This window comes from Citrobacter sp. KH_055_1, from assembly GCF_057838705.1.
The window spans coordinates 1,280,237-1,304,100 of record NZ_CM174473.1 but is presented as its reverse complement, the minus strand read 5'-3'; the positions used below and the strand labels follow the sequence as shown (position 1 = coordinate 1,304,100).

General features: G+C 53.6%; 16 protein-coding genes. 12 read left to right on the top strand and 4 right to left on the bottom strand.

The window, feature by feature from the left end; genetic code table 11:
- Positions 1 to 99: 99 nt before the first annotated feature.
- From AC3ITF_RS06085 to csiE, 6 genes are all read left to right on the top strand, one after another.
- A complete protein-coding gene (locus AC3ITF_RS06085) occupies positions 100 to 1,608 on the top strand; it encodes a sugar ABC transporter ATP-binding protein (RefSeq protein ID WP_096756159.1) in 1,509 nt (502 codons plus the stop codon).
- Positions 1,601 to 2,590, top strand: a complete 990-nt coding sequence (locus AC3ITF_RS06080; RefSeq protein ID WP_135911599.1) for an ABC transporter permease — start codon at positions 1,601 to 1,603, stop codon at positions 2,588 to 2,590. The genes AC3ITF_RS06085 and AC3ITF_RS06080 overlap by 8 nt, the downstream gene beginning before the upstream one ends.
- 1 nt (position 2,591) lies before the next feature.
- Positions 2,592 to 3,545 (top strand): ABC transporter permease, encoded by a 954-nt coding sequence (locus tag AC3ITF_RS06075; RefSeq protein ID WP_096756157.1) that lies wholly within the window; start codon positions 2,592 to 2,594, stop codon positions 3,543 to 3,545.
- A gap of 17 nt (positions 3,546 to 3,562) precedes the next feature.
- Positions 3,563 to 5,200 carry an FGGY-family carbohydrate kinase gene (locus AC3ITF_RS06070; protein WP_096756156.1) on the top strand — a complete coding sequence of 546 codons (1,638 nt, stop codon included), beginning with the start codon at positions 3,563 to 3,565 and terminating at the stop codon, positions 5,198 to 5,200.
- Complete coding sequence (locus tag AC3ITF_RS06065) at positions 5,197 to 5,796, top strand: SIS domain-containing protein (RefSeq protein WP_489176228.1); 600 nt, start codon at positions 5,197 to 5,199, stop codon at positions 5,794 to 5,796. The genes AC3ITF_RS06070 and AC3ITF_RS06065 overlap by 4 nt, the downstream gene beginning before the upstream one ends.
- Before the next feature lie 365 nt (positions 5,797 to 6,161).
- Positions 6,162 to 7,439: a stationary phase inducible protein CsiE gene (gene csiE, locus AC3ITF_RS06060; protein WP_489176227.1), complete on the top strand. Its 1,278-nt coding sequence runs from the start codon at positions 6,162 to 6,164 to the stop codon at positions 7,437 to 7,439.
- Here the strand turns inward: csiE and AC3ITF_RS06055 are convergent.
- The 3 genes from AC3ITF_RS06055 to AC3ITF_RS06045 form a co-directional block, all read right to left on the bottom strand.
- Positions 7,434 to 8,582, bottom strand: coding sequence for a 3-phenylpropionate MFS transporter (locus AC3ITF_RS06055; RefSeq protein ID WP_137399745.1), 1,149 nt, complete (start codon positions 8,580 to 8,582; stop codon positions 7,434 to 7,436). The two genes, csiE and AC3ITF_RS06055, sit on opposite strands and share 6 nt — an antisense overlap.
- A gap of 88 nt (positions 8,583 to 8,670) precedes the next feature.
- Positions 8,671 to 9,495, bottom strand: a complete 825-nt coding sequence (locus tag AC3ITF_RS06050) for an aldose 1-epimerase (RefSeq protein ID WP_153879854.1) — start codon at positions 9,493 to 9,495, stop codon at positions 8,671 to 8,673.
- A gap of 46 nt (positions 9,496 to 9,541) precedes the next feature.
- Positions 9,542 to 12,808 (bottom strand): DUF5107 domain-containing protein, encoded by a 3,267-nt coding sequence (locus AC3ITF_RS06045; RefSeq protein ID WP_489176226.1) that lies wholly within the window; start codon positions 12,806 to 12,808, stop codon positions 9,542 to 9,544.
- Positions 12,809 to 12,923: 115 nt separating this feature from the next.
- Between AC3ITF_RS06045 and AC3ITF_RS06040 the strand changes: the two genes are divergently transcribed.
- From AC3ITF_RS06040 to AC3ITF_RS06015, 6 genes are all read left to right on the top strand, one after another.
- On the top strand, positions 12,924 to 14,120 hold the full coding sequence (locus tag AC3ITF_RS06040; protein ID WP_489176225.1) for an ROK family transcriptional regulator: 1,197 nt from the start codon (positions 12,924 to 12,926) through the stop codon (positions 14,118 to 14,120).
- 168 nt (positions 14,121 to 14,288) lie between these two features.
- Positions 14,289 to 15,677, top strand: a complete 1,389-nt coding sequence (locus tag AC3ITF_RS06035; protein ID WP_153879857.1) for an MFS transporter — start codon at positions 14,289 to 14,291, stop codon at positions 15,675 to 15,677.
- Positions 15,674 to 17,869 carry an alpha-galactosidase gene (locus tag AC3ITF_RS06030; RefSeq protein ID WP_489176224.1) on the top strand — a complete coding sequence of 732 codons (2,196 nt, stop codon included), beginning with the start codon at positions 15,674 to 15,676 and terminating at the stop codon, positions 17,867 to 17,869. The genes AC3ITF_RS06035 and AC3ITF_RS06030 overlap by 4 nt, the downstream gene beginning before the upstream one ends.
- 78 nt (positions 17,870 to 17,947) lie before the next feature.
- The gene (locus AC3ITF_RS06025) at positions 17,948 to 19,366 is read left to right on the top strand and encodes an OprD family outer membrane porin (protein ID WP_249360937.1); all 1,419 of its coding nucleotides are present in this window, start codon (positions 17,948 to 17,950) and stop codon (positions 19,364 to 19,366) included.
- 193 nt (positions 19,367 to 19,559) lie between these two features.
- Positions 19,560 to 19,754 (top strand): ChiQ/YbfN family lipoprotein, encoded by a 195-nt coding sequence (gene chiQ, locus AC3ITF_RS06020; protein WP_137363053.1) that lies wholly within the window; start codon positions 19,560 to 19,562, stop codon positions 19,752 to 19,754.
- 82 nt (positions 19,755 to 19,836) lie between these two features.
- The gene (locus AC3ITF_RS06015) at positions 19,837 to 22,980 is read left to right on the top strand and encodes a DUF8487 domain-containing protein (RefSeq protein ID WP_489176223.1); all 3,144 of its coding nucleotides are present in this window, start codon (positions 19,837 to 19,839) and stop codon (positions 22,978 to 22,980) included.
- Here the strand turns inward: AC3ITF_RS06015 and hcaR are convergent.
- Positions 22,954 to 23,853, bottom strand: a complete 900-nt coding sequence (gene hcaR, locus AC3ITF_RS06010; RefSeq protein WP_489176222.1) for a DNA-binding transcriptional regulator HcaR — start codon at positions 23,851 to 23,853, stop codon at positions 22,954 to 22,956. The genes AC3ITF_RS06015 and hcaR overlap by 27 nt on opposite strands.
- Between the last annotated feature and the right edge of the window lie 11 nt (positions 23,854 to 23,864).

The following is a 23,864-nucleotide window of genomic DNA, read 5'->3' as shown; positions in this document are numbered from 1 at the left end:
TTAGCCAACACCAGGGAACCTTAACGCCGACCGCCTGGTCGGCGCTATCCACCACACTCACACTCAGCGTCCGTCAGGACGCTCGCAGGGGTATTGTCCATGGCAGACACCACCGCATTTATCACTCTTGAGAATATCAGCAAACAATTCCCGGGCGTGCTGGCGCTGGATAACGTGAATCTGACGCTGAAAAAAGGCGAAGTTCACTGTCTGGCGGGCCAAAACGGCTGTGGCAAGAGCACCATCATTAAAGTGATCTCCGGGGTCTATCACCCTGAAAAAGGCGCGCAGATTTTACTTGATGGCAAGCTGTTCCATCACCTGACGCCACAGCTTTCTTCTCACTATGGCATCCAGGTCATCTATCAGGATCTGTCGCTATTCCCCAATTTTAGCGTCGCGGAAAATATTGCGGTTAACCGCTACCTGCCCGGCGGTGATATCTGGGTACGTCGCGGCGCCATGAAACAACAAGCGCTGGCAGCCATGAAGCGCATTGGCGTAACCCTCGATCCGGACAAAAAGGTCGAGAAACTCTCCATCGCCGACCGCCAACTGGTGGCGATTTGCCGGGCGATTGCCGCCGACGCACGGCTGGTCATCATGGATGAACCCACCGCCTCGTTAACCCGTCAGGAAGTCAACGGCCTGCTGCGGGTGGTTAACGAACTGAAAGCCGCCGGCATTTGCGTGGTATTTGTCAGCCATCGTCTTGATGAAGTGATGGAGGTGGCTGACCGGATCAGCGTGATGCGCGACGGGAAACTGGTCGGCACGTATCCTGCCAGCGAACTGGACAGCCACGAACTGGCCTTCCTGATGACCGGGCAACGCTTCCATTACAGCCCGCTGCCGGAGAAGTCATTCGACTCCCACGAACCGTTGCTGGAACTGCGCAACCTGAGCCGTCGCGGAAAATACCAGAATATTAATTTGTCACTGCACGGTGGTGAGATTGTATCGATTGTCGGCCTGCTGGGCGCCGGGCGCACCGAGCTGTGTCTGAGCCTGTTTGGCATGACCCACCCAGAGAGCGGTGAAATGCGCATTAACGGTCAGCCGGTCCGGCTGCGTAATAACCACGATGCCATCCAGCACGGGATCGGCTACGTCTCAGAAGATCGCCTGACGCAGGGACTGATCATGGAGCAGTCGATCTACGACAACACTATCGTCACGGTCTTCGATCAACTGCACACCCGCAGCGGCCTGCTCGACCATGCTAAAGCACAGAAGCTGGTCGCTGATCTTATCCGCGAGCTGAACATCAAAGTGTCCGATCCGCACCTGCCGGTCAAAACGCTATCCGGCGGCAACGCCCAGCGTATCGCCATTGCCAAATGGGTGGCGACCCATCCGCGCATCCTGATCCTCGACTCCCCCACCGTTGGCGTCGACATTGCCAACAAAGAGGGCATTTACCAGATTGCCCGCGATCTGGCCGAGCAGGGAATGGCGGTGCTCATGATCTGCGATGAGATCCCGGAAGCTTATTACAACAGCCACCGCGTGCTGGTGATGCGTCGCGGCAAACTGGTGGCGGAATTTAATCCTCATCAGTGTCGTGAAGAGGAGATTGCTGAAGTGGTCGAGGTCATCAATGAATAGTCTGCATTTCTCCCGTTTGCTCGGGCAACATGAATTCTGGCTGGGCCTGCTGGTGGTGGCACTCGCCGTAGGACTAAGCGTCAGTACCGATGAGTTCCTGTCGCTTGGGAACCTTACGGACGTCGCCACCAGCTACGCCATTCTCGGCATTCTGGCCTGCGGCCTGTTTGTGGTGCTGATTTCCGGTGGGATCGATATTTCATTCCCGGCGATGACCGCCATTGCCCAGTACGCGATGGCCAGTTGGGTGATCGGCCACGGCGGCAACTTTGCGCTGGCGCTGGTTATTGCCATTGCCGTCGGACTGCTGCTCGGGCTTATTAACGGCTTTCTGGTCTACTGGCTGCGCGTACCGGCGATCATCATTACCATCGCCACGCTGAACGTCTACTACGGCCTGCTGGTGTACGCCACTAAAGGTACCTGGCTGTATGGCTTCCCGGACTGGTTCATGAACGGCATCAACTGGTTCTCGTTCACCGCAGCGGACGGCTACGACTACGGACTGACCCTGCCCCTGCTGTGTCTGGCGGCGGTGATTATTGTGACTGCCGTACTGATGAACTATACCCGCCTCGGCCGCCAGGTTTACGCCATGGGCGGCAACCGCGACGCGGCGTCGCGCCTGGGTCTGAATTTGCTGAAGCTGCATTTCTACGTGTACGGCTACATGGGGATTCTGGCAGGCGTTGCCGCCGTGGTGCAGGCGCAAATCACCCAATCCGTCGCGCCCAACTCCCTGCTCGGTTTTGAGTTGACGGTACTGGCGGCGGTCGTGCTCGGGGGAACCAGCATGAGCGGTGGACGCGGTACCCTGACCGGAACGCTGCTCGGCGTTGTCCTGCTGGCCTTCTTACAAAACGGCCTGACGCTGCTGAGCGTCTCCTCTTACTGGCACACCGTGTTCAGCGGCGCCATTATCCTGGTCAGCATTAGCGCCACGGCCTGGAACGAAAAACGTAAACTGGCAAGGGAGCTTTGAGATGAAAACAATCGCCAGATTTTTACCCGGTGATGCCATCATTCGTCTGCAATGCATCATTATTGTGGTCGTCGCGCTGGTCTTCTCGGCCCTGCTTGGCAGCCGTTTTTTCAGCGTGGCTAACTTCCAGTCCATCAGCTCACAGCTACCGATCCTCGGCATGCTGGCGCTGGGAATGGGCATGACCATGCTGACCGGCGGCATTAACCTGTCCATTATTGCCGGAGCTAACGCCTGCTCGCTGGTAATGGCGGCAATCATTGTCGCCCATCCGGATAACCCTCTGTTCCTGGTCATCGCCCTGCTGGCGGGAGCTGCCGTGGCGGTAGCCATTGGTACGCTGAATGGCGCGCTGATCGCCTGGGTCGGCGTGTCGCCGATCCTCGCCACGCTCGGCACCATGACGCTTATCTCCGGGCTGAATATTCTGCTCTCTAACGGCACGGTCATTTCCGGCTTCCCGACCGCTATTCAATACCTGGGTAACGGCACGATTGCCGGTATCCCCGTGGCGCTACTGCTCTTTTTCCTCGTGGCCATCCTGCTGTGGGTATTGCTGGAACACACCACACTTGGGCGCAGCCTGTATCTCGTCGGGTCCAACGAACAGGCAACCCGCTACAGCGGCGTGAATACGGTACGGGTACAGATCTCCGTGTACGTCATTTCGGCCCTGCTCGGCTGGGTAGCCGCCATCCTGATGATGGCGAAATTTAACTCGGCAAAAGCCGGATACGGCGAATCCTATCTGCTGGTCACCATCCTCGCCTCGGTGCTGGGTGGCATCAACCCGGATGGCGGCTTCGGGCGTATTATCGGCCTGGTGCTGGCGCTCATTGTGCTGCAAATGCTGGAAAGCGGCCTTAACTTGCTGGGGGTCAGTAGCTATCTGACGATGGCGCTGTGGGGCGCGGTGCTGATCCTCTTTATCGCATTACAGAATCGTAAAGCCTGATTCCAGGAGAAAAAATTATGGCAAGTTACTTTATTGGTGTGGATGTCGGAACCGGTAGCGCCCGTGCAGGCGTGTTTGATCTCAACGGTAGAATGGTCGGTCAGGCCAGCCGGGCGATTGAGATTTACCGTCCGCAGGCCGATTTCGTTGAGCAATCCTCAGATAACATCTGGCAGGCAGTGTGTAACGCGGTTCGTGATGCGATTAACCAGTCAGATATCAACCCGATTCAGGTGAAAGGTCTGGGCTTCGACGCCACCTGCTCGCTGGTGGTGCTCGATAAAGAAGGTAAACCGCTGACCATCAGCCCTTCCGGGCGCAGCGAACAAAACATTATTGTGTGGATGGATCACCGTGCCATTACTCAAGCCGAGCGCATTAACGCCCTGCATCATCGAGTGCTGGACTACGTCGGCGGGATTATCTCACCGGAAATGCAAACGCCAAAACTGCTGTGGCTGAAGCAGCATATGCCCAACACCTGGGCCAATGCGGGCTACTACTTTGACCTGCCGGATTTCCTCACCTGGCGCGCGACCGGCGACGACACGCGCTCGCTGTGCTCGACGGTGTGTAAATGGACCTATATGGGTCATGAGGACAAATGGGATGCCAGCTATTTCCGCCAGATTGGGCTGGAAGACTTGTTGGAGCACGATGCCGCTAAAATTGGCCGCGACGTGAAAACGATGGGGGAACCGCTCGGTCATGGCCTTTCTGCACGGGCCGCCAGCGAAATGGGTCTGATCCCAGGGACCGCGGTCAGCGTGTCGATTATTGATGCCCACGCCGGAACGCTGGGCACCCTCGGCGCCAGCGGTGTGACCGGCGAAGTAGCTGATTTTGACCGCCGCGTCGCGCTGATTGGCGGCACGTCCACCGGTCATATGGCAATTTCTAAAGAGCCGCGCTTTATCAGCGGCGTCTGGGGTCCTTACTACTCCGCCGTCCTGCCGCAATACTGGCTCAACGAAGGCGGACAGTCGGCCACCGGCGCGTTAATCGACCACGTTATTCAGTCACACCCGTGCTACGACACGTTGCTGGCGCAGGCAAAATCACAGGGACAGACCATTTACGAAGTGCTGAATGCGCTGCTGCGTAAAATGGCCGGCGAACCGGAAGATATCGCGTTTCTGACCCGCGATATGCACATTCTGCCCTATTTCCACGGTAACCGTTCCCCGCGCGCCAACCCTACGCTCACCGGTGCAATTACCGGCTTGAAGCTGTCCCGGACGCCGGAAGATATGGCGCTGCAGTATCTGGCGACCATTCAGGCCATTGCGCTGGGGACGCGGCATATTATCGAAACGATGAACCAAAGCGGGTATACCATCGATACCATTATGGCCAGCGGCGGCGGCACGAAAAACCCAATTTTCGTGCAGGAACATGCCAACGCCACCGGCTGTGCGATGCTGCTACCGGAAGAAAGTGAAGCCATGCTGCTGGGCAGCGCCATGATGGGAACCCTCGCCGCAGGTGTGTTCGATACCTTCCCGGAAGCGATGTCAGCGATGAGCCGCATTGGTAAAACGGTCACCCCGCAAACCAACCGTATTAAGCAGTACTACGATCGCAAATACCGGGTTTTCCACGAGATGTACCAGGACCATATGAAATACCGCCAGTTGATGCAGGAGGACGCATGAGTGATTCATGGTCCCAGGCGACCGGCGTATGGCAGCTCTACAGTGAGGCTCTGGCGGGATTGGGCCAGCATCTGACAGAGCTGACCTGGCAGTCTTTAATGACCGAACTGCGCGACTGCACAGGAAAAATTGTCGTCACTGGCGTCGGTACGTCCGGCATTGCCGCACGTAAAGTGGCGCATATGCTGGCCTGCGTCGAACGCCCGGCAATTTACCTCAATGCCACCGACGCCGCTCATGGCGACCTGGGTTTTTTACGCGCAGACGATCGGGTGATTATGCTGTCGCGCGGAGGGAATTCAGATGAGCTTACCCGACTGCTGCCGGGACTGGCTGCGAGGAACGTGCCGATCATTAGCGTGACGGAAAACCCAAACTCCGCCATCGCCAGCGCCTCCCGGCTGGTGATTTCCACCGGCGTACAGCGCGAGGCCGATCCGCTGGACATGCTGGCGACCACCTCCATTATTCTGGTCCTGGCGATATTTGATGCCGCCTGCGCCTGTCTGATGAGCGAGAGTGGCTACTCTAAAGAAACGCTGTTAGCCGTGCATCCTGGCGGCGATGTGGGATTAACGCTGAGCCGTGGGCAGTAACGCCAGACAGCTGTTCCGGAGGTAATGGATCTGTTGCCTCCGGTGTATTGCTACGTTCACCTTATGTTTTTCACTTATCTGAAATGATAGTACCCGTGAACGTGACCCTGAGCCGGAATCACATGTTCTCCATAATGCTTAACTGACAAACAGTACAGCCACTGGTAGTGTTTTTTTATATTGCAACAAAAGATAAAACAGTGAAAAAGCGTGTTAACGCGCTGCGTTTAACTCCCGCCCACTGTTCCTCGCGTTAAAAATTCTGTGACGGTCTCCAGCATTCCTGGCGGAAAGGATTCCATTCTTCATTTCTATGAGCAAACTTTAGCTATTCTTACCAAACATACTTTCGGGAGACTCTACAGATGATGTCAACGCTTGCCCCGCCATCTGTACTTTCTGCTCCCCAGCGCCGCTGCCATGTGCTGCTGACGCTGTTCCAGCCGGGGCAAATCGCGACCACCCAGACATTTAGCGCCCTCAATGGCGTCGAAGACGATGTGGTCCGCGAGGATATCATCGGCGCGGGGATTGAAATCCAGCGTTATCATCGCCTTACTATCATTGCCACGCAGAATGGTGGCTACCAGATCGAAGGATCGGCACTCAATCAACGATTGTGCTTTCTGCACTGGCTACGACGCGGCCTGCGGCTGTGCCCGGGCTTTATCACCGGGCAGTTCACACCAGCGTTAAAAATGCAGCTCAAACAACGCGGCATCGCCCGCACGCTGTATGACGACACCAATCTGCATGCGCTCATCAACCTCTGTTCCCGGCGACTGCAAAAGCCGTTTGAATGCCGGGATGTCCAGTTTCTGCGCCTGTTTTTACAGTACAGCCTGCTGCAACATCACGCCGGGCTCCACCCGGAGTTTAACCCGCTACAACAGCGCTGGGCGCAATCCTGCGCCGAGTATGCGCTCGCCGAAGAAATCGGTCGTCACTGGCAGCGCCGTGTGATGCAAAGTGCGCCACCGGGCGAGTCGCTGTTTATGGCGCTGCTGTTCTCGATGATCCGCATCCCCGATCCCATTCGCGATAACCATCAGCAGGACCGCCGCCTGCGTCTGGCCATTGCCCGACTGGTGCTACGTTTTCGCGAGAGCGGCAACGTCCGCTTCAGCGACGAACAAGGATTGAACGACCAGTTGTACGTGCATCTTGCTCAGGCGTTGAACCGTAGCGTGTTCGCGATTGGCATTGATAACACCCTGCCGGAGGAGTTCAGTCGGCTCTATCCCCGGCTGGTGCGCACCACGCGAGAAGCGCTCAAGGGATTTGAAGCGGAATACGAAGTGCATTTCTCTGAAGAAGAAGCGGGGCTGGTCGCCGTCATTTTTGGCGCATGGCTGATGCAGGAAAAAGATCTGCACGAGAAGCAAATCATTCTGCTGACGGGCAATAATGAACGACTGGAGACGCATATTGAGCAGCAATTACGTGAGCTGACCCTGCTGCCGCTGAACGTAAAACATATGCCGATGCAGGACTTTCAGAAACAGGGCTCGCCGCGTGGCGTGTCGCTGATTATTACCCCGTACACCACGCCGCTACCGCTGTTTTCACCGCCGTTGATTCATGCGGATCTGTCACTTACGCTGCATCAGCAGCAGCAGATCCGCAAAATCCTCGAATCATAACACCGGTGATTGCGCCGTCACTTTAGGCCGCAAGACGATGGCGGGCAGCGCCACCAGCGCCATAATCCAGAATACACCGCTGCCCATATTCTGGTACAGGTAACCAGCGAACACGGTCATGATGGCAATACTGCCGCCCATCGCAATGGCGGAATAGACCGCCTGCAAACGAATCACTTCGCTGCTCTGGCGTGCGGCAATGTAGCGCATGGCCGCCAGGTGACACACGGTAAACGTACCGCAATGCAGGATTTGCACCACGATAAGCCACGGCAGCTCGGTGCTCCAGCCCATCAACCCCCAGCGCACCACGCCACACACGGCGGAGAGCAGCAACAGATCGCGGGCGCTAAAGCGGCGGAACAGCTTGTGGCTGAGTGCGAAGATAATCACTTCCGCGACCACACCCAGTGACCATAAATAGCCCACCGCTGACGCCGAATACCCGGCAGACTGCCAGTAAATAGCGCTGAAACCATAATAGGCGGCGTGCGCCCCTTGCAGCAGGCTCACGCAGGCAAGAAAGCGCCAGCTCTGCATAATCAGCTGACGCCATGCTGGCCATCCGGTACTCTCCTGCTGGCGAACTTCTCCCGCAGGCTGCACGCTCGGGCGGATCATCATACCCAGCAGCATTGACGCCAACGCCAGTGACAGCAGCACCAGGATCACCCGATAGTCATACAGGGTCACCAGCTTACCGGTCAGCGCCGAGCCAATCACAAAGGCCACAGACCCCCACAACCGCACCCGGCCATAGTCCATGGTGATTTGCTTTTGCCAGGTATTCGCCAGCGCATCCGTCAGCGGCACCAGCGGCGAGAAGAACAGGTTAAACCCGACCATCACCACCATCAGCCACGCCACGTGCGTCCCCGCCCAGAAGGCCAGCGCAAACACCAGCGTCAGCAGCGCTAAAATGCGTAAAGCGGAAATCAGACGAGAGGGATCGCTCACGCGCGGCGCAATGAGCAAACTACCGAGAAAACGTGCAATTAACCCCGCGCCTAACAGCAGGCCGATGGTTTCAGGCGTCAGCCCCAACCCTTCGAGCCACACGCTCCAGAAAGGCAGAAAAATCCCGTAGCTAAAAAAGTAGGTGAAATAACCGAGCGCCAGCCAGCGCGTGGAGTGCAAAACCATGATTCCCTCCCGTTTGGAGGCGATAGTCTGGCGATAAACCCCGGCTGGCGCAAGCGAGTATTAACAGGCAGATAACATGATAACAGCCCTATTCTACGCGAATTTGCAGCGCAAAATGGCACTGTTCTCCCTGCGCTAAAAGGCGTAACCCCGGCTGGCCCGGCATGTGGTGGGCATTCACCGGATGCGTCTGCGGTTCAAGGCAAAGGAACTCCTCACCCGACATTCTGAACAGCATAAGCCACGGAGTTTGCGCCAGAATCGTGAGCTTCATCACATCGCGTTGAATGACCGCCTGCCCGCCCCAGCCGGAATACCCCACGTTCAGCCAGGCGTCCTCGCCATACTGTGCGCGAGTGAAATCAGCCGCTGGTGGGATATCGTGCTGCCAGGGTAACGGCAGGTGTTGCTCCCCCTCCGGCCAGTAGCCGCTGGCCGAAAACTGCGCCGTACTGCGCGCATCAAAGGCAAAAAACGGATGGAAGCCACAGCCGTACAACATCGGTTGTTCACCGCTGTGGGTGAGGGTCAACGAGGCATGCAGGCTGGACGCTTCCAGTTGATAGCACAGCTGCGCCGTATAGTCGTAACCGCACGGATGCCAGCCGCGTAAGCGCAGCAAACAGCCGCTTTGAGTCGCATTAACCACCTCCCAGCGCCGCAGCCAGCCGTCACCGTGTAAGAAGAATTTATCGTCCGCCTCATGCTGCGGCAAAACCACCTCTTCCCCCCGCAGCAGAAAGCGATTACCTGCCACCCGGTTAGCCAGCGGTAACATGGGGAACATTGCGCCCGCTGGGTTTTCATGAAGTACCGGCGACTGATGAGACCGAAAGATAAGCCGCACCACCTTTGCGCCTTGCGCATCAATTTCAGCCTCAAGCGCCGCATTCTGTAATCGTATTCGCGTCATTGCTACGTCTCGTGAGTGCCGGACGGTTTCCCACCCGGCAGCCAGGTTAGTCAAAGAGACCGCTTACCAACGCATGGCTTATCAGCAGCGCTTTATCATGGGCCGGGTTCAGCGTCAGCAGTAGCGTCAAGGCATTCTGACATGCATGACGCTTGCCCAGTCCAAGGTAGCCCAACGCCTCAATAAACAAGCAATGTTGCTGATGTCGCAACACAGAACTCGCATCCAACGCGACAAGGTCCGGCAACGATACAGCAAAAAAGTCTGTTTCCGGGACGCTATCCCGATGACCTTCTACCCAATCAAGGAAGCCCTGGAAATGGGCATCTGCCTGCTGATGCTCACCGCTCTTCCTCATCGCTATTCCTTGCCAGAACAGATAGTCAGCGGGCTGATCGTTGTAGTAACGTCCCGCGCTCAGGCCGGAGTCCCCCTGCATTGCACGTGCCAACGCCTGGCCCGCGAGTTCGCTTTCGCCCAGTTTCTGATGACAATAAGCCAATAGATACCAGATATCGTTATCGGTTTGTCCTGGCAACCGCCCTTCACTCAGGTTTAGCGGATAACGTAGCGCCTGCTGGAGCAACTCAACCGCGCGCCCCGTTCCCCCCTGACGAATAGCCTCTAGTGCGCGATGAGCCTGGTTGAGCAAATACTGCCCGGTAACCTTTCCTTCGCCCCCTTCCCAGGGGTGAAATTCGCGGTCGCGCAGCACCTGTGCAGCCAGGTCATATTCACCCACGCCGTTCCACAGGCTAAGCAGCTCAGCGGTGAGATCATCACGTTTTAACGCCACGCAGCGACGCGACGTCAGCAGCGCCAGCCGCGTTTCGATACTCAGCCCCTGCTGTTTTTGCAGGTAATCCAGTTCAAACAGGAAACGCGCATTATCGGGCTCCAGCGCCACCGCTTGTTGTAAATACTGGCTCGCCAGTTGGGCATTATGCTGTTTATTCCAGGCGTAAATCCCCAGCAGGCGGTGTACCGGCGCAAAATCTGGCTGAAGTACCAGCGTCTGCTGCCAGCAGGCGATAGCCTCATCATACCGACGCTTGCTGTACCAGAAGCAGCCAAGCAAATAACAAGCAAAAGCATCCTGTTGCAGAGATTGCAACATCACTACTTCGTCGAGGGTGTTAGGGAAACGCACACGGTTGGCAAAACAGCGCTGCGCACTTTGCAGATAAGACGGCGAATTGTTGCTAAGTGAGGCTAGCCACAGCATCGGCAACGTCTCCTGGCTATCAAGCAGTACCAGCAACTCACGAGCATCCTGTTTTTTACCGAGTGAGACCAGCCAGCCTGCTAACGTACTGGCGTTGATGCCACGCTGACCGGTGACGCTAATCAAAGCGTCACGAGCAGACGCCGCCCCTCCGATGGCCCAACGCGCGTAGTGCAGCGCGTAGCTCAACGGATGCGTCTTGAGTGACTGGTCGATATATTCCTCTGCCGCCAGTTCACCGCGAGTCGTCGCCAACGCCAGGGCTTTTAACCCCATAGCCAGGTTATTGCCACCGTTAAATTGCAGACTAATTTCCACTTTTGTCAGCGCATCGGCGTCATCACCCTGCTTCATCGCCAGCCGCGCCAGCGAGTAAAACGCTGCGTCACGGCAGTTTCCGCTCCAGCTCGCCTTGTAGTAGCTATCCCACGCTTTGCTCTCTTTCCCCTGGCGTTCCTGCGCTGCACCCAGCAGCATACTGGCTTCACCATCACGCGGGTTTTTATTCAGCCGGTGGGCTCTTGAGAGCGCGGCCTCTGCACAACGCTGGGCCAGCGCCCAGTCGGCTCGGTTCAGCGCCAGATTGCCCAACGCCACGTTACTGCGATAATCCTCGGGATCCAATTCAATCGCCCGGCAGTAATAATCTTCAGCATAACGACTGGCCTGGTTGTACTGTTCAATATGCTGACCAATGAAGTAAAGTTCTTCGCCATTCGTCAGTTCCTGCGGCAATTTAGGCGCAACGGCGGCGCTGGGTAGCGGCGTTTCTTCAGGAATATGCTCTTCGTAATGCAGCATCTGACGGTTGTCGCTATCAAAGATTGTCATCGTCAGGCGCTGTGACCAACATTCACTCAATGTTTCCTGCCAGCTCTGCCCTGGTTCCAGGGTCACATGGGTGTTCCACAGCGTTTGCTGGTCATCACGAATTTCCACCCGCACATCATGGAGCGGTGCAACCGCATACAGGCCCACGACAAGCTTCGCGGCCTGCCGTTCAAGGCGCATCACCAACAGAGCGCTGGCATTCTGCACCGATGATAACTCGCTATAAGGTAGGAAGTTCTGTACGAAGACTTTCTCTTCATACGGTGCAAGCCAGGTGAAATCCGGCTGGTTGTCGGTAAAGACGCCGGTCATCAGTTCAATATAAGGGCCATTTTCATCGGTTAACTGACGATCCCAGGCCTGACCAAATTCGCCGTGCCCCCACGTCCACTGCTTTTTACCCGGAGAAATATGGTGGTCCGCGACGTGTAATAAACCGCCTCGCTCACCGTGATGCCAGGCACCAACAAAATCATAATCTGACTTTTCAGCCATGTAGGAGGTCGGCACCGGTACGTTTCTATAGCGGGAGATATCCACGCCTGCTGAGTAATCCACTTTGTAGTAGGTACCAGTGGCAATCGGGAACGCCGACACATCACGCTTACCGTGGTCAAATACCGCCGTTACGTCAGGTGGGAAAACGCTTTGATGATCATCCCCGCCCTTCACTGCAGGGTTTGCCCACCACAGGAAGTGGCGTGGAGTGTCATTGCCGTTGAACACTTTGCCGGTTATCTCCACCAGTGCCCGGTCCGGATAAAGCGTGAAGCCCGCCATCACTTGCAGACCGCGCATCGGTTCCACTTCCCCCATCCATACCGTTTGTTCACCGTGTTCGCCCGTTTGCAGAGTGAAGTCGACGGGCATAAAGGTCGTTGGACGATGGTGCTGCGGCCAGTTGAACTCAATACCGCCGGAGATCCACGGCCCTAACAACCCTACCAGCGCAGGTTTCACCACCTCGTTGTAGTAAACAAAATCCCGCTGTTTCACCTTGTCATACGCTCGGTGGATACGTCCCCCAAGTTCCGGCAGCAACAGAATGCGAATAAAATCATTCTCCATCCAGATCCCCTGATACTCGCGCATCTCCCGCTCGCCGGTCAGCGTATCCACAACGCCATAGGGATACACCGCTCCGGACGATCCTTGATAAACACGTTTTTCGAGAAACATCGGGTTTGAGTCTTCGTTGCCCGTTGTCCATGTCGGCAACGTAAGGGTCTCCTGCCAGACCTTAACCACTCCGTACATAACCATTCTCCAGTAAACAAAACACAGTGAAATACGATAGGATGGCAGTGTAGAGAACTTATTTTCCGGTAAATTACGCGATGCTCACGCATTACTATTAACAAGGTTTAGTAATATGCAAATAGCTGGACTGAACAATCAAACGGTAAGGCGGCATAACCGCCGAGCCATTATGGCGCTTGTCTGGCGCTACAAGCGTTTGAGTAAATCCCAGCTTGCGACGCATACCGGATTATCTATTCCGGCGGTGAGCAAAATACTCGATGAACTGGTCGGTGAAGAGAAACTTAGCCACTCGAGCGAAAATCTCAGCTCGCGCGGGATGAACAGCGGACATTATCAGATCCCCAACGACGGGCCGCTGATTCTGTGCATGAACGTCACCCCCACCAGCATTGAAAGCCAGCTGATTGATGCGCAGATGACGCCGATCGGTGATTTTCTCCATAGTCAGGTCAACGCCCCTACGCCAGAAGCGTTACTTTCAGCCATTGAAGGACTATGGCGGCAACAACACAAGAATCACCCCGGCAGACGGATCAATCTTGCGCTGGGAGTACACGGGCAAGTCGACCCGGATACTGGCGTATCGCAGACCATGCCACAGGCACCGTGGAAAAAACCGGTAGAAATTAAATATCTTCTGGAAGAACGCCTGCGTGTGTCGGTGCGGGTGGACAACGACTGCATTATGTTGGTGCTGGCGGAGAAGTGGCAAAACAGCAGTAATCGTGAGGATTTCTGCATCGTTAATGTCGACTACGGTATCGGCTCATCTTTCGTCATCAACGGACAGATCTACCGCGGCATGCTCAACGGCAGTGGGCAGATTGGTCATACCGTTTTTGACCGTGATGGTATCGCCTGCGACTGCGGCCGCTACGGGTGTCTGGAAACCGTAGCCTCACTGTCGGCGCTTAAAAAACAGGCGCGGATCTGGTTGAAATCACGACCCACGCCGCCAGATTTAGATCCTGAAAACATCTCTAACCACCAACTGATTGACGCCTGGCACAGCGGCGATGAACAGGTGGTGCGGTGGGTGGAACAAGCGGCTAACGCCATCGGGTTGACGCTATATAACCTGCTGAACATTCTCAACATTAACCAAATTTGGTTCTACGGCCGTAGCTGTGAGTTTGGTGATAAGTGGCTACAGACCATCTATCAACAAATTGGTTTTACCCCTTTCGATCACGGTGACGCCGTGCGTACCCGACAAACACAAATTGGATTTGGCAAGCTGACGCGCCAACAGCAAATCACCGGTATCGGCTACCTGTTTGTTGAGGCGGCGCTGGCGCAAGCTTGATTATTTTGACGTCAGAATCGTAACGTAAAAGACGTTTAGTAATCTTTGTTTACTGAAATATAAATCTCGGCGCAAAGTCCGCCTGCACTTGTTGCTCTACGCTACCACCCGAAAGTTGATGTTCATTGTCGTTAAATCCGATCATTTATTCAATTCAGGGGAACTCAAATGGAGTTAACCAGTTCAGGTACAGAAGCAGTTGTAGAAAAAAAACAATATCCACGAGATAAAGTATCGTGGACTACTGCGATATCCTATGGCATGGGAAGCTATGGTGCGAACGTCATGTACGCATTTATCGCTATATATTTAATGCTTTATTACACTGATAGCTATGGCATTAAAGCGGCAGCTGTCGGTTTGCTTTTCTTGGTTGCCAGATTGGTCGATGGTGCAACCGATATTGCTCTTGGCATCCTGGTAGACAATACTCACACAAAAATGGGAAAGTTTCGCCCATGGATACTTGTTGGCAGTATTCTTGTTTCACTAACAACCGTAGCCTGTTTTATTAGCCCGGATTTTTCTGAGGCTGGTAAATTAGTTTATGCATATGCCACATATATATTATGGAGCGTTTGCTTCGCAGTTATTGATATTCCTTACTGGTCACTCTCGGCAGCCATTACGCAGGACCCTACAGAGCGTACCAAAGTCATTACTATCCCAAGAACCATTGCAACCTTTGGCTTTTTGACAGTCAGCGCCTCTACGTTATGGCTGGTCAAATTTGTTGGTAGCTGGTGGGGCGTTTCGCTAATATTTAGTGCTATCTTCTTAATTTGCATGCTGATAACTTTCTTCGGCGTGAAAGAAAAATATACTGTCCCACGCAAAGAAAAACAGAGTTTCAAAGGATTCTGGTCACTTCTCAAGAAAAACAGGCCATTAAGATACCTTCTAATTGGCATGTTTATACTGGAACTCATTGGTATTATTCGTGGAACATTCCAGCTATATTTCTTTATTTACAATTTAAATGCTGAAATTGCGCTAGCGGCTTTTTTGACGGTATCTCAGGTTGCACAAGTTGCAGGGGCTATCGTATCTCCATTTGTCTCTGCTAAATTCGGAAAAAAGAATACAGCTATCTACAGCAGTCTACTCATGGCACTGGCTTGCATGGCGTTATTTTTCTTTCAGAGTAACATAACAATTATTTTCATCATTGGTGCTCTCGCACCGTTCTTTGGTGGCATCGGAAATATTGCACTGTACTCGATGGTTGCAGACTGCGTTGAATATGGCGAATGGGTCAGCGGTAATCGTTCTGAGGGAATGGTTTTCTCTCTTAATATATTCAAAACCAAACTTTCCAGTGCTATTGGTGGCGCGATGGGTGGTTTTTGTTTGGCATGGGCTGGTTATATCCCTCACATTGAACAATCACCTCAAACAGCCATGTGGATAGGCCTTTTTTTCACGTTAATCCCTGGTATTCTAACCATCATAAGTATTATCCCTCTGGCGAAATATGAAATTACGGAAAAACGCTTTTTCGAAATTCTCGATGATATTCACAGCCGTAATAAAACAGCCCAGGAAGTAACGCCATGATTAGCTGGAACGAAAACACACAGACTTTTCACCTACAAAATGGCTGTATTAGCTACGTGATAGTTATAGCCCATGGTCGTTATCTGACGCACAGCTATTGGGGCAAGCGGCTTAGCACATGGAGTCAAGGATACGACTATCCAGCACTGGATCGTTCCTCATTTTCGCCAACACCGGCCGGATGGCCAGACCGATCCTTTTCTCTGGATACCGCCCCTCAGGAATATCCAGGGCACGGTGCGGGAGACTATCGTGAGCCAGCCTTTGAGGTGCGCTATGCCGATGGGCATCAGGTCAGCAATCTACACTATGTTTCACACCGTATTCTCGCGGGTAAACCGGAGTTAACGGACCTGCCAGCCACCTGGGTGGAAGACGATAACGATGCCGAAACGCTGTTTATCACCCTTGCCGACCCGGTAACACTGCTGGAGGTTGAGCTAAGCTACACGATTTTCCGTCAGCATCCGGTCATCACCCGCTCTGCTACGCTAACCAATCGCTCGAAGCAACCGCTGCGTGTACTGCGGGCGCTAAGCTGCAACATTGATTTACCGGATGCCCGTTGGCAGCAGATCCAGTTTCCTGGAGCCTGGGCCCGCGAGCGCCAGTGGCACCGTCAGCCACTTAACCCTGGTATCAATGTTCTCGACAGTAAGCGTGGTGCCAGCAGCACCCATCAACAGCCATTTATTGGGCTGGTACGCCCGGAAACCACCGAAATGCAGGGTGAAGCCTGCGGGATACATCTGGTCTATAGCGGCAACTTTACCGCTCGTACCGAGGTTGATGCCTACAGCCAGACTCGTCTGCTGCTGGGTATTAATCCACACGGTTTCGGCTGGCAACTAGCATCGGGCGAACAGTTCCAGACGCCGGAGGCGATATTAGCCTGGAGCGATAAAGGCTTAAATGGCCTGTCGCAGGCGCTGCATGACCTGTATCGAGACAATCTGGCACGCGGACCACATCGCCACCAACCGCGCCCGATCCTCGCGAATAACTGGGAGTCCACCTACTTTGATTTCAATGAGCAGAAGCTGCTGAAATTTGCCGCCAATGCTAAAGCACTGGGGGTGGAATTATTGATGCTGGACGACGGCTGGTTTGGCGAGCGCAACGGGGATACCTCATCGCTGGGTGACTGGTTTGTCAACGTACAGAAATTCCCGCAGGGGCTGAGGCCGCTGATTGATAGCGTTCACGCGATGGAAATGAAGTTCGGCCTGTGGTTTGAGCCGGAGATGATCTCCCGACGCAGCGAACTGTTCAGCCAGCATCCTGACTGGATACTTAACGCGGGTCAGCAGCCTTTGTCAGAAGGTCGTACCCAATACATCCTTGATCTGGGGCGCGAAGAGGTACGCGACAATATTCTCACCCAATTGAGCGAGTTTCTTGCCAGTCATCCCATTGATTACATCAAGTGGGACATGAACCGTAATATGACCGAAGTAGGCTCCAGTACCGCACATCCTGCCTGCCAGCAGGAGACGGCCCACCGCTATATTCTCGGCGTTTATGCTCTGCTTGACGCGTTAACGACCCGCTTCCCGCACATTCTGTTTGAATGCTGTGCAGGCGGTGGCGGGCGATTTGACCCAGGAATGCTCTACTACATGCCACAGGCCTGGGTGAGCGACAATACCGATGCCGCTTCTCGTGTGCATATTCAGTACTCCACCAGCCTGCTCTACCCGCCAATTATGCAGTGCGCCCACGTCTCAGAGGTACCCAATCACCAGATGGGGCGCAGTACGACCATGGATATGCGCGGCGCGGTAGCCATGAGCGGCAACTACGGCCTGATGCTGGACTTAATGCGCAGCGATAGCGAACGTGACGACGCGGTGAAACAGCAAATTTCCTTCTACAAGCAGCACCGCCAGTTATTGCAGTTCGGCACCTTCTGGCGGCTGAGCAGCCCGTGGGAAAACGCCGATTTTGCCGCATGGATGTTCGTCGCACCCGATCAAAGCGAAGCGCTGGTAATGGCCTTTTCGCTGGTCAGTCAGGCCTCCGCACCACTACGTCTGCTGCGTCTGGCGGGTCTTGATCCCGATGCCTATTACCATATCGATGCGAGCGAAAAAACAGTGGGCGGTGACGAACTTCTCTGGCGTGGGATGTGGATTGACCCGCCGCTGAGCCGTGACTACACCAGCCGCATCTGGCATCTGACGCGTATATAACCATATAAAAATGTGGGGGCAACACCCCCATCTAATAAAACAACCTTTTGATTCTTCGCTATGAAGAAGGACTTCCTCATGTCTAAAAACAATAATATTCCTCTGTTTAGCCTTATTAGTGTTGTTTTCATTTCACCTTTTTTTATTGATTCGGTACAGGCCGCAGGATTCTGGGATGACTCACATTTAACCGGCGGGATCTATTATTCCCAACGTTATCGCGATAAACGTGATATGACGCCGGGCAGCGCCACCTACGGCGATTACGTTGAAGACCTCCATCACGGTACTTTTAACGCCAACCTCGATTTCATTTCCGGCTACGCGGCTGATTTTATTGGTTTCGATGTAGCCGGTTTTGCCGCTGCTAACCTGGCGACCGGCAACGGCGCTCACCCAAACGAAATCAGTCTTAGTTCAGCCAATCAGCGTTGGGGCGAAGACTGGTCCGGCGACAAGGGTGGTTTTAATCTCTACAAAGCCGCGATGAAACTAAAATATGACGATTACTGGATGCGCTCCGGTTATATCCAGCCATCCGGACAAACTCTATTAGCCGTGCACTGGGGCTTTGTTCCTGGCGCTTATCAGGGAAGCGAAGTCGGCGGTTCCTGGGATTTTGGAAAATATGGCGCACTCTCCAGTTCTTATTTATGGTCGGATAAATATAAAGCCCCGTGGTATACCGAAATGTATGAATTTCGCGCCGCCGATAATAAAACAAAAATCGACTACGTTCAGTCTATTGGGATGAAGTACGACTTTAAAAACAATCTGCTGCTGGAAGCATCATGGGCACAGGCTGAAGGCTTTATGGATCAGTATATGGGGAAAGTGTCTTACAGCTTCCCGGTTGCGGGTAATATGCTGCGCACCAGCTATCAGTTTTATGGCGCAAAAGATAAGGTGGGTGACGGCACGCCAGGCGCCTACGGTTCCATCAATGACGAATACTCCGGTCTGGCATGGTTACAGGGGGTCACGCTCGGTTATACCGTCGATACTCTGGACTTCCGTCTGGAAGCACAGACCGTCAAAGCGGAAGGTAATCAGGGCTTCTTCCTTCAGCGTATAACCCCGGCCTACGCCAGCTCCAACGGTCGTCTGGATATCTGGTGGGATGCAGCCTCCGACTTTGACGCCAATGGCGAAACCTCGGCCTTTGCCGCCGTTACCTACGATCTAAAAAATTACGATCTCCCCGGCTGGGCCATCGGCGTCGGCTATGTTTACGGCTGGAACGCCAAGCCATGTACCAGTTGTACCATTAACGGCGAACTGGCAGACCAGAACCAGAGTATCGACGAGTCCGCATGGACGCTTAACATCGCCCACACAGTGCAAACCGGTCGCCTCAAAGGAACGCTGTTTAACCTCCATTACATCGACTACGACAACCACAGCAGCAACCCGAATTACAGCAACGGCTACAACAACATGTTCCAGGATGAAATTGATATCAAATTCAACGTGATCGCACCGTTCACTATCTTCTAATCCTGACGCAAAGTGAGAGTTCGATGATTATTCCCCAGCAATGTGATTGGCACAAACAGCTACGCCCCCAAAGCAACGACAAGGCACTCTGCCTTCATCGCTCTGCCAATAGCGATAAAAGCGGTATTACATTCCTTCGCAAGCGCTGTTATTCACCCTTTATCGCAGTGAAAAATAACAACAGGGATAAATCATGAAAAAATACCTACCTATGTTCGTCGCCCTCTTCCTTGCTGGATGTGCCAGTTCATCGCCTGCGCCGCAGACACACAGCAACGATGACCCCCTCTCTCCCATGGCGTATCAGGAGTGCATCCAGGCGGCAATGACCGGCAACGGTCAGGCATACAATGAAAAATGCGACAAGATACTAAAAGAAACTCGCTAAATGACCTGCAAAAGGCGGTATTTATCCAAAGGATAAAAGCCGCCTTTCTTTCCAGATGAGTTCAACCCACTAAGGAAAAAATATGCTGCTACATGATGGAAGGACAGTAAATCTACAAGGCGAGTGGCGCGTTAAAATAGACCCTCAGGATACTGGAATCGATGAAAAATGGTTCGAAAACCGCGTAGCCTCTGCCGGCTTCCATATTCCCGGCACCTGTGCTGAACACCGACTGGGCGAGCATCGCGTACTCGCGCCAGGCCTAACGAAAGAAGCCGTACAATGCCTGAGAACTGAATATACGTACCAAGGGGCGGCCTGGTATCAAACGGATATTTGCCTGACCGACTGTCATGCCGATAAGCACATTATTTTGTTTCTCGAACGCGTTATGGGTGAAACACAGCTGTGGGTCGATGGCGTTGCCGTGGGTCGCCAGGATAGTCTTTCAACCCCGCATCAATTTGATATCACTCGCTATATCAGCGAAGGAAAAACGCAGCAGATTACGCTGAGAATAGACAATCGCGATATCCAGAATATCGGCGATTGGCCCAGCGCCCGCACTGATCAAACGCAAACTATCTGGAACGGTATTGTCGGTAAAGTTGAGCTACAGATTCAAGACCGCCATCGCCTGAACCATCTGCTAGTGGCCATGGATAGCCAAAGCCGTCAGACACAAATTCGCATCGATAAGGAGCCGGTCATTACTGACTGGCAGAATATCATGCTCACTTTAACCCTTCGTGAACTGAACGGCCGCGTCATTCAGCAAGAAGTCCAATCTTTACAGACTAAGCCCGATCAACCTACGATCACCCTCGATTTTTTACTTGCCGATCGCGTCATATTGTGGGACGAATTTACACCACAGCAGTATCGATTAGCGGTTGAAATCCAGAACCTTGCTGACTTATCTTCCACCACCGCCGTGGTAGAAAAAACAACCGGATTCCGCCAACTCAACACCCGCGATGGCGTGTTAAAAATTAACGGCACTCCCCGTTTCTTACGCGGCAATATCGACTGCTGTATATACCCACTTACCGGCTATCCGCCAACAACGGAAACTGAATGGACACAGGTGTTCAAGCAGTTGAAAAACCATGGACTTAACCACGTCCGCTTTCACTCATGGTGCCCACCAGAGTCGGCCTTTATCTGCGCTGACCGCGAAGGACTCTATCTTCAGGTTGAAGGCCCGGTATGGATGGATAACTGGATGGATTTTCCGGTCGGTAAACATCCCGAACATTACCATTGGCTTCCCGAAGAGGCAGAACGCATTATCAGGACATGGTCCATTCACCCTTCATTTTGTATTTTCAGTAATGGAAACGAATTAAACGGTGATTTTCAGATTTTGCGTGACATCGTGCAGAGGCTAAAAAACATTCAGCCCCAGATCCTCTATACGCTCACCAGCAACTGGGATCGTACGGTCGCAGAAGAAGACGATCTCTTCATCACCCAATCATCAGCAGGAATAGGGGTTCGCGGGCAATATTTCCTCGACCAATTGGCAGAAGCCACCACGCTAAATTTTTCGGCCGGGATTCAGGCTCAGCAGATCCCGGTGATTTCTCACGAGGTGGGACAATATGTTGTTTACCCTAACGTGGCCGAAATCCCCCGTTATACGGGCTGTTTAACACCAGTAAATTTGCAGCGTATTCGCGATGACCTCGAGCAAAAAAATCTGCTGCCGTACCTTAATGACTTTGTTCACTCATCCGGCAAGCTGGCCTTGCTACTGTATAAAATGGAAATAGAAGCCGCACTGCGCACCCGAAATATGGGTGGCATACAGTTGCTGAGTCTGCATGATTTTCCGGGGCAGAGCACCGCAACCGTCGGTCTTCTTGACGCATTTTATGTCAGTAAAAATATTGTCCCCGCAGAAACATTTCGCCATTTTTGCTGTGAAACCGTACCACTGGTGATGATGCCCACGCTGTTCTATACCTGCGATGATGATTTTGTCGCGGAGGTGCAAATAGCTCATTATGGCGCAGAGCCGCTTCATCAGGTGACGCTACAAGTACACATAATTGGCGAAAATCAGCAGGTGCTTTTTGCCCATGATGTCTTTATTGACGAAGTGCCCCTTGGTCTGCTGAAACAGCCGCTGACGATTCATGCCGCTCCTCTCAGTCACGTAACGGGAAGGCAGGCGATGCAGGTCAAAGCCGAAATTCGTGACACGCCATACCAAAACCAATGGGATATTTGGGTCTATGGGAAAACGGAATCAACCTCACTACCCGCTTCAGTAAGCCTCTGCCATGAATGGTCTGAAGCCATTGAGAGACGTTTGCAGAATGGGGAAAACATCCTGTTGTTACCCTCCCCAAGTCAGGTGGCACAGCTCTCAACCAGCACATGGTTCCCGGTATTCTGGAGTCCGGTACATTTTGCCAGTAAAGATCCCTGTGGGATGATCATTGATAATCAACACCCATTGTTTAGCCGCTATTTCCCATGTGAAAACTATGCGACTCTGGAGTGGAAATCATTGCTGGAAAATAGTTTTGCGATGAATATTGATTCACTTGGTCGCTGCGACCCCTTAACGCTACTGACGCCTAACTTTTTCCATAATCACAAAAGCACTAACCTCTTCGAATGCCGGGTGGGACAGGGTCGGCTGATGATATGTACGCTAAATATTGAGGCCAATTCACATAATGGCGTTAGCGAGCAGCTAAAAAGCGCGCTTTACCGTTACCTAGCCTCTGCTGACTTCATGCCATGCGCCCAACTGGGTATTGCGGAAATTCGCGCGCTGTTCACGACGGCAAACCCTGACGAGGAAGCCAAAACGGATCTGGCCTTAGGGCAACCCGCGCATACCGATAGTATGAAGTCGATGAACTATGGGCCTTTACGCGGTAATGACGGCAACCCGTCAACATCATGGATCGCCGCCGACGCCGAGGCAGGACATTACTGGCAGGTGGATTTCGGCAGCGTTCTGCCCGTCACGTCCACCAAAATTGTCTTCAACGAAAACGCCGTTTACGCCTATGTCATCCAGAGTTCACTTGACGGCGAAAGCTGGGACGTCGTGGTGAATAAAACCCATCAGGTTACGGCCCAACAAACACACGAGGATGAGTTCGACGTAGAAACGCGCTTTCTGCGAATCGTCTATCAAGGGTTAACCAACGGCATTTGGGCGGGACATCGCCAGTTTTCAGCCTATGGTCTCAACCTGCGCTAGCTGGCTACGCCGAGCCAACGCGATAAAATCCTGCAGGGCGGGCTTCAACTCGCCCTTTTTCCAGGCCATCAGCAACGCAATGGTCGGCACATCACCGGCGATAGGGCGAAAAACCACCTGGCCGGTATTAAAATTATTCATATAACCGGGTATCAAAGTCACCCCCAGCCCCATACCAACCAGGTTCATGGTCACCAGAATATTGGTGGCGACCTGCACAATATTGGGTTGGCTTTCCTGCTGTTGAAACCACGCTTTGACAATCTTCGCCAACGCGCCGGAATAGGCCGGATCGGTACTGACAAAGTTCACGCCGTTCAGCTGCTGGGCTGAAATCGTTTTCTCGCTGGCTAACGGGTGGTTAACTGGCAGTACCACGACCAGCGGCTCATGAATCAGTTCCAGATAGTCGAGTTCCGGGCTGTAAATCGGATGGCGCATTAAGCCAACATCCAGCTCGCCGCGCAGAATTTTCTCTTCCTGCTCAGTGGTTATCAGGCTCACCAGTTCAATATGCGTGTCCGGTTGTTTTAAACGAAACAGCGGCAGAACCTTCGGCAGCAGATTCACCTCCGCGGAAGGGACAAACCCAATCGAGAAATGACAGTCTTCCTGCACCGCCTTACGGGCGCGAATTTTGGCATTTTCTGCCTGTTCAAGGATCGCCAGCGCATCCTGCAAAAAGCACTCCCCTGCTGCCGTCAGCGCGACTTTGCGTTTATCCCGCACCAGCAGCGTCACTCCGACGCAGGCTTCCAAATCGCGGATCTGGCTGCTTAACGACGGCTGAGAGGTATGCAACTTCTCTGCCGCACGGGTGAAATTCAGCGCCTGCGCCACCGCGACGAAATAGCGTAAGTGCCTCAGTTCCATACCCTGCTCCT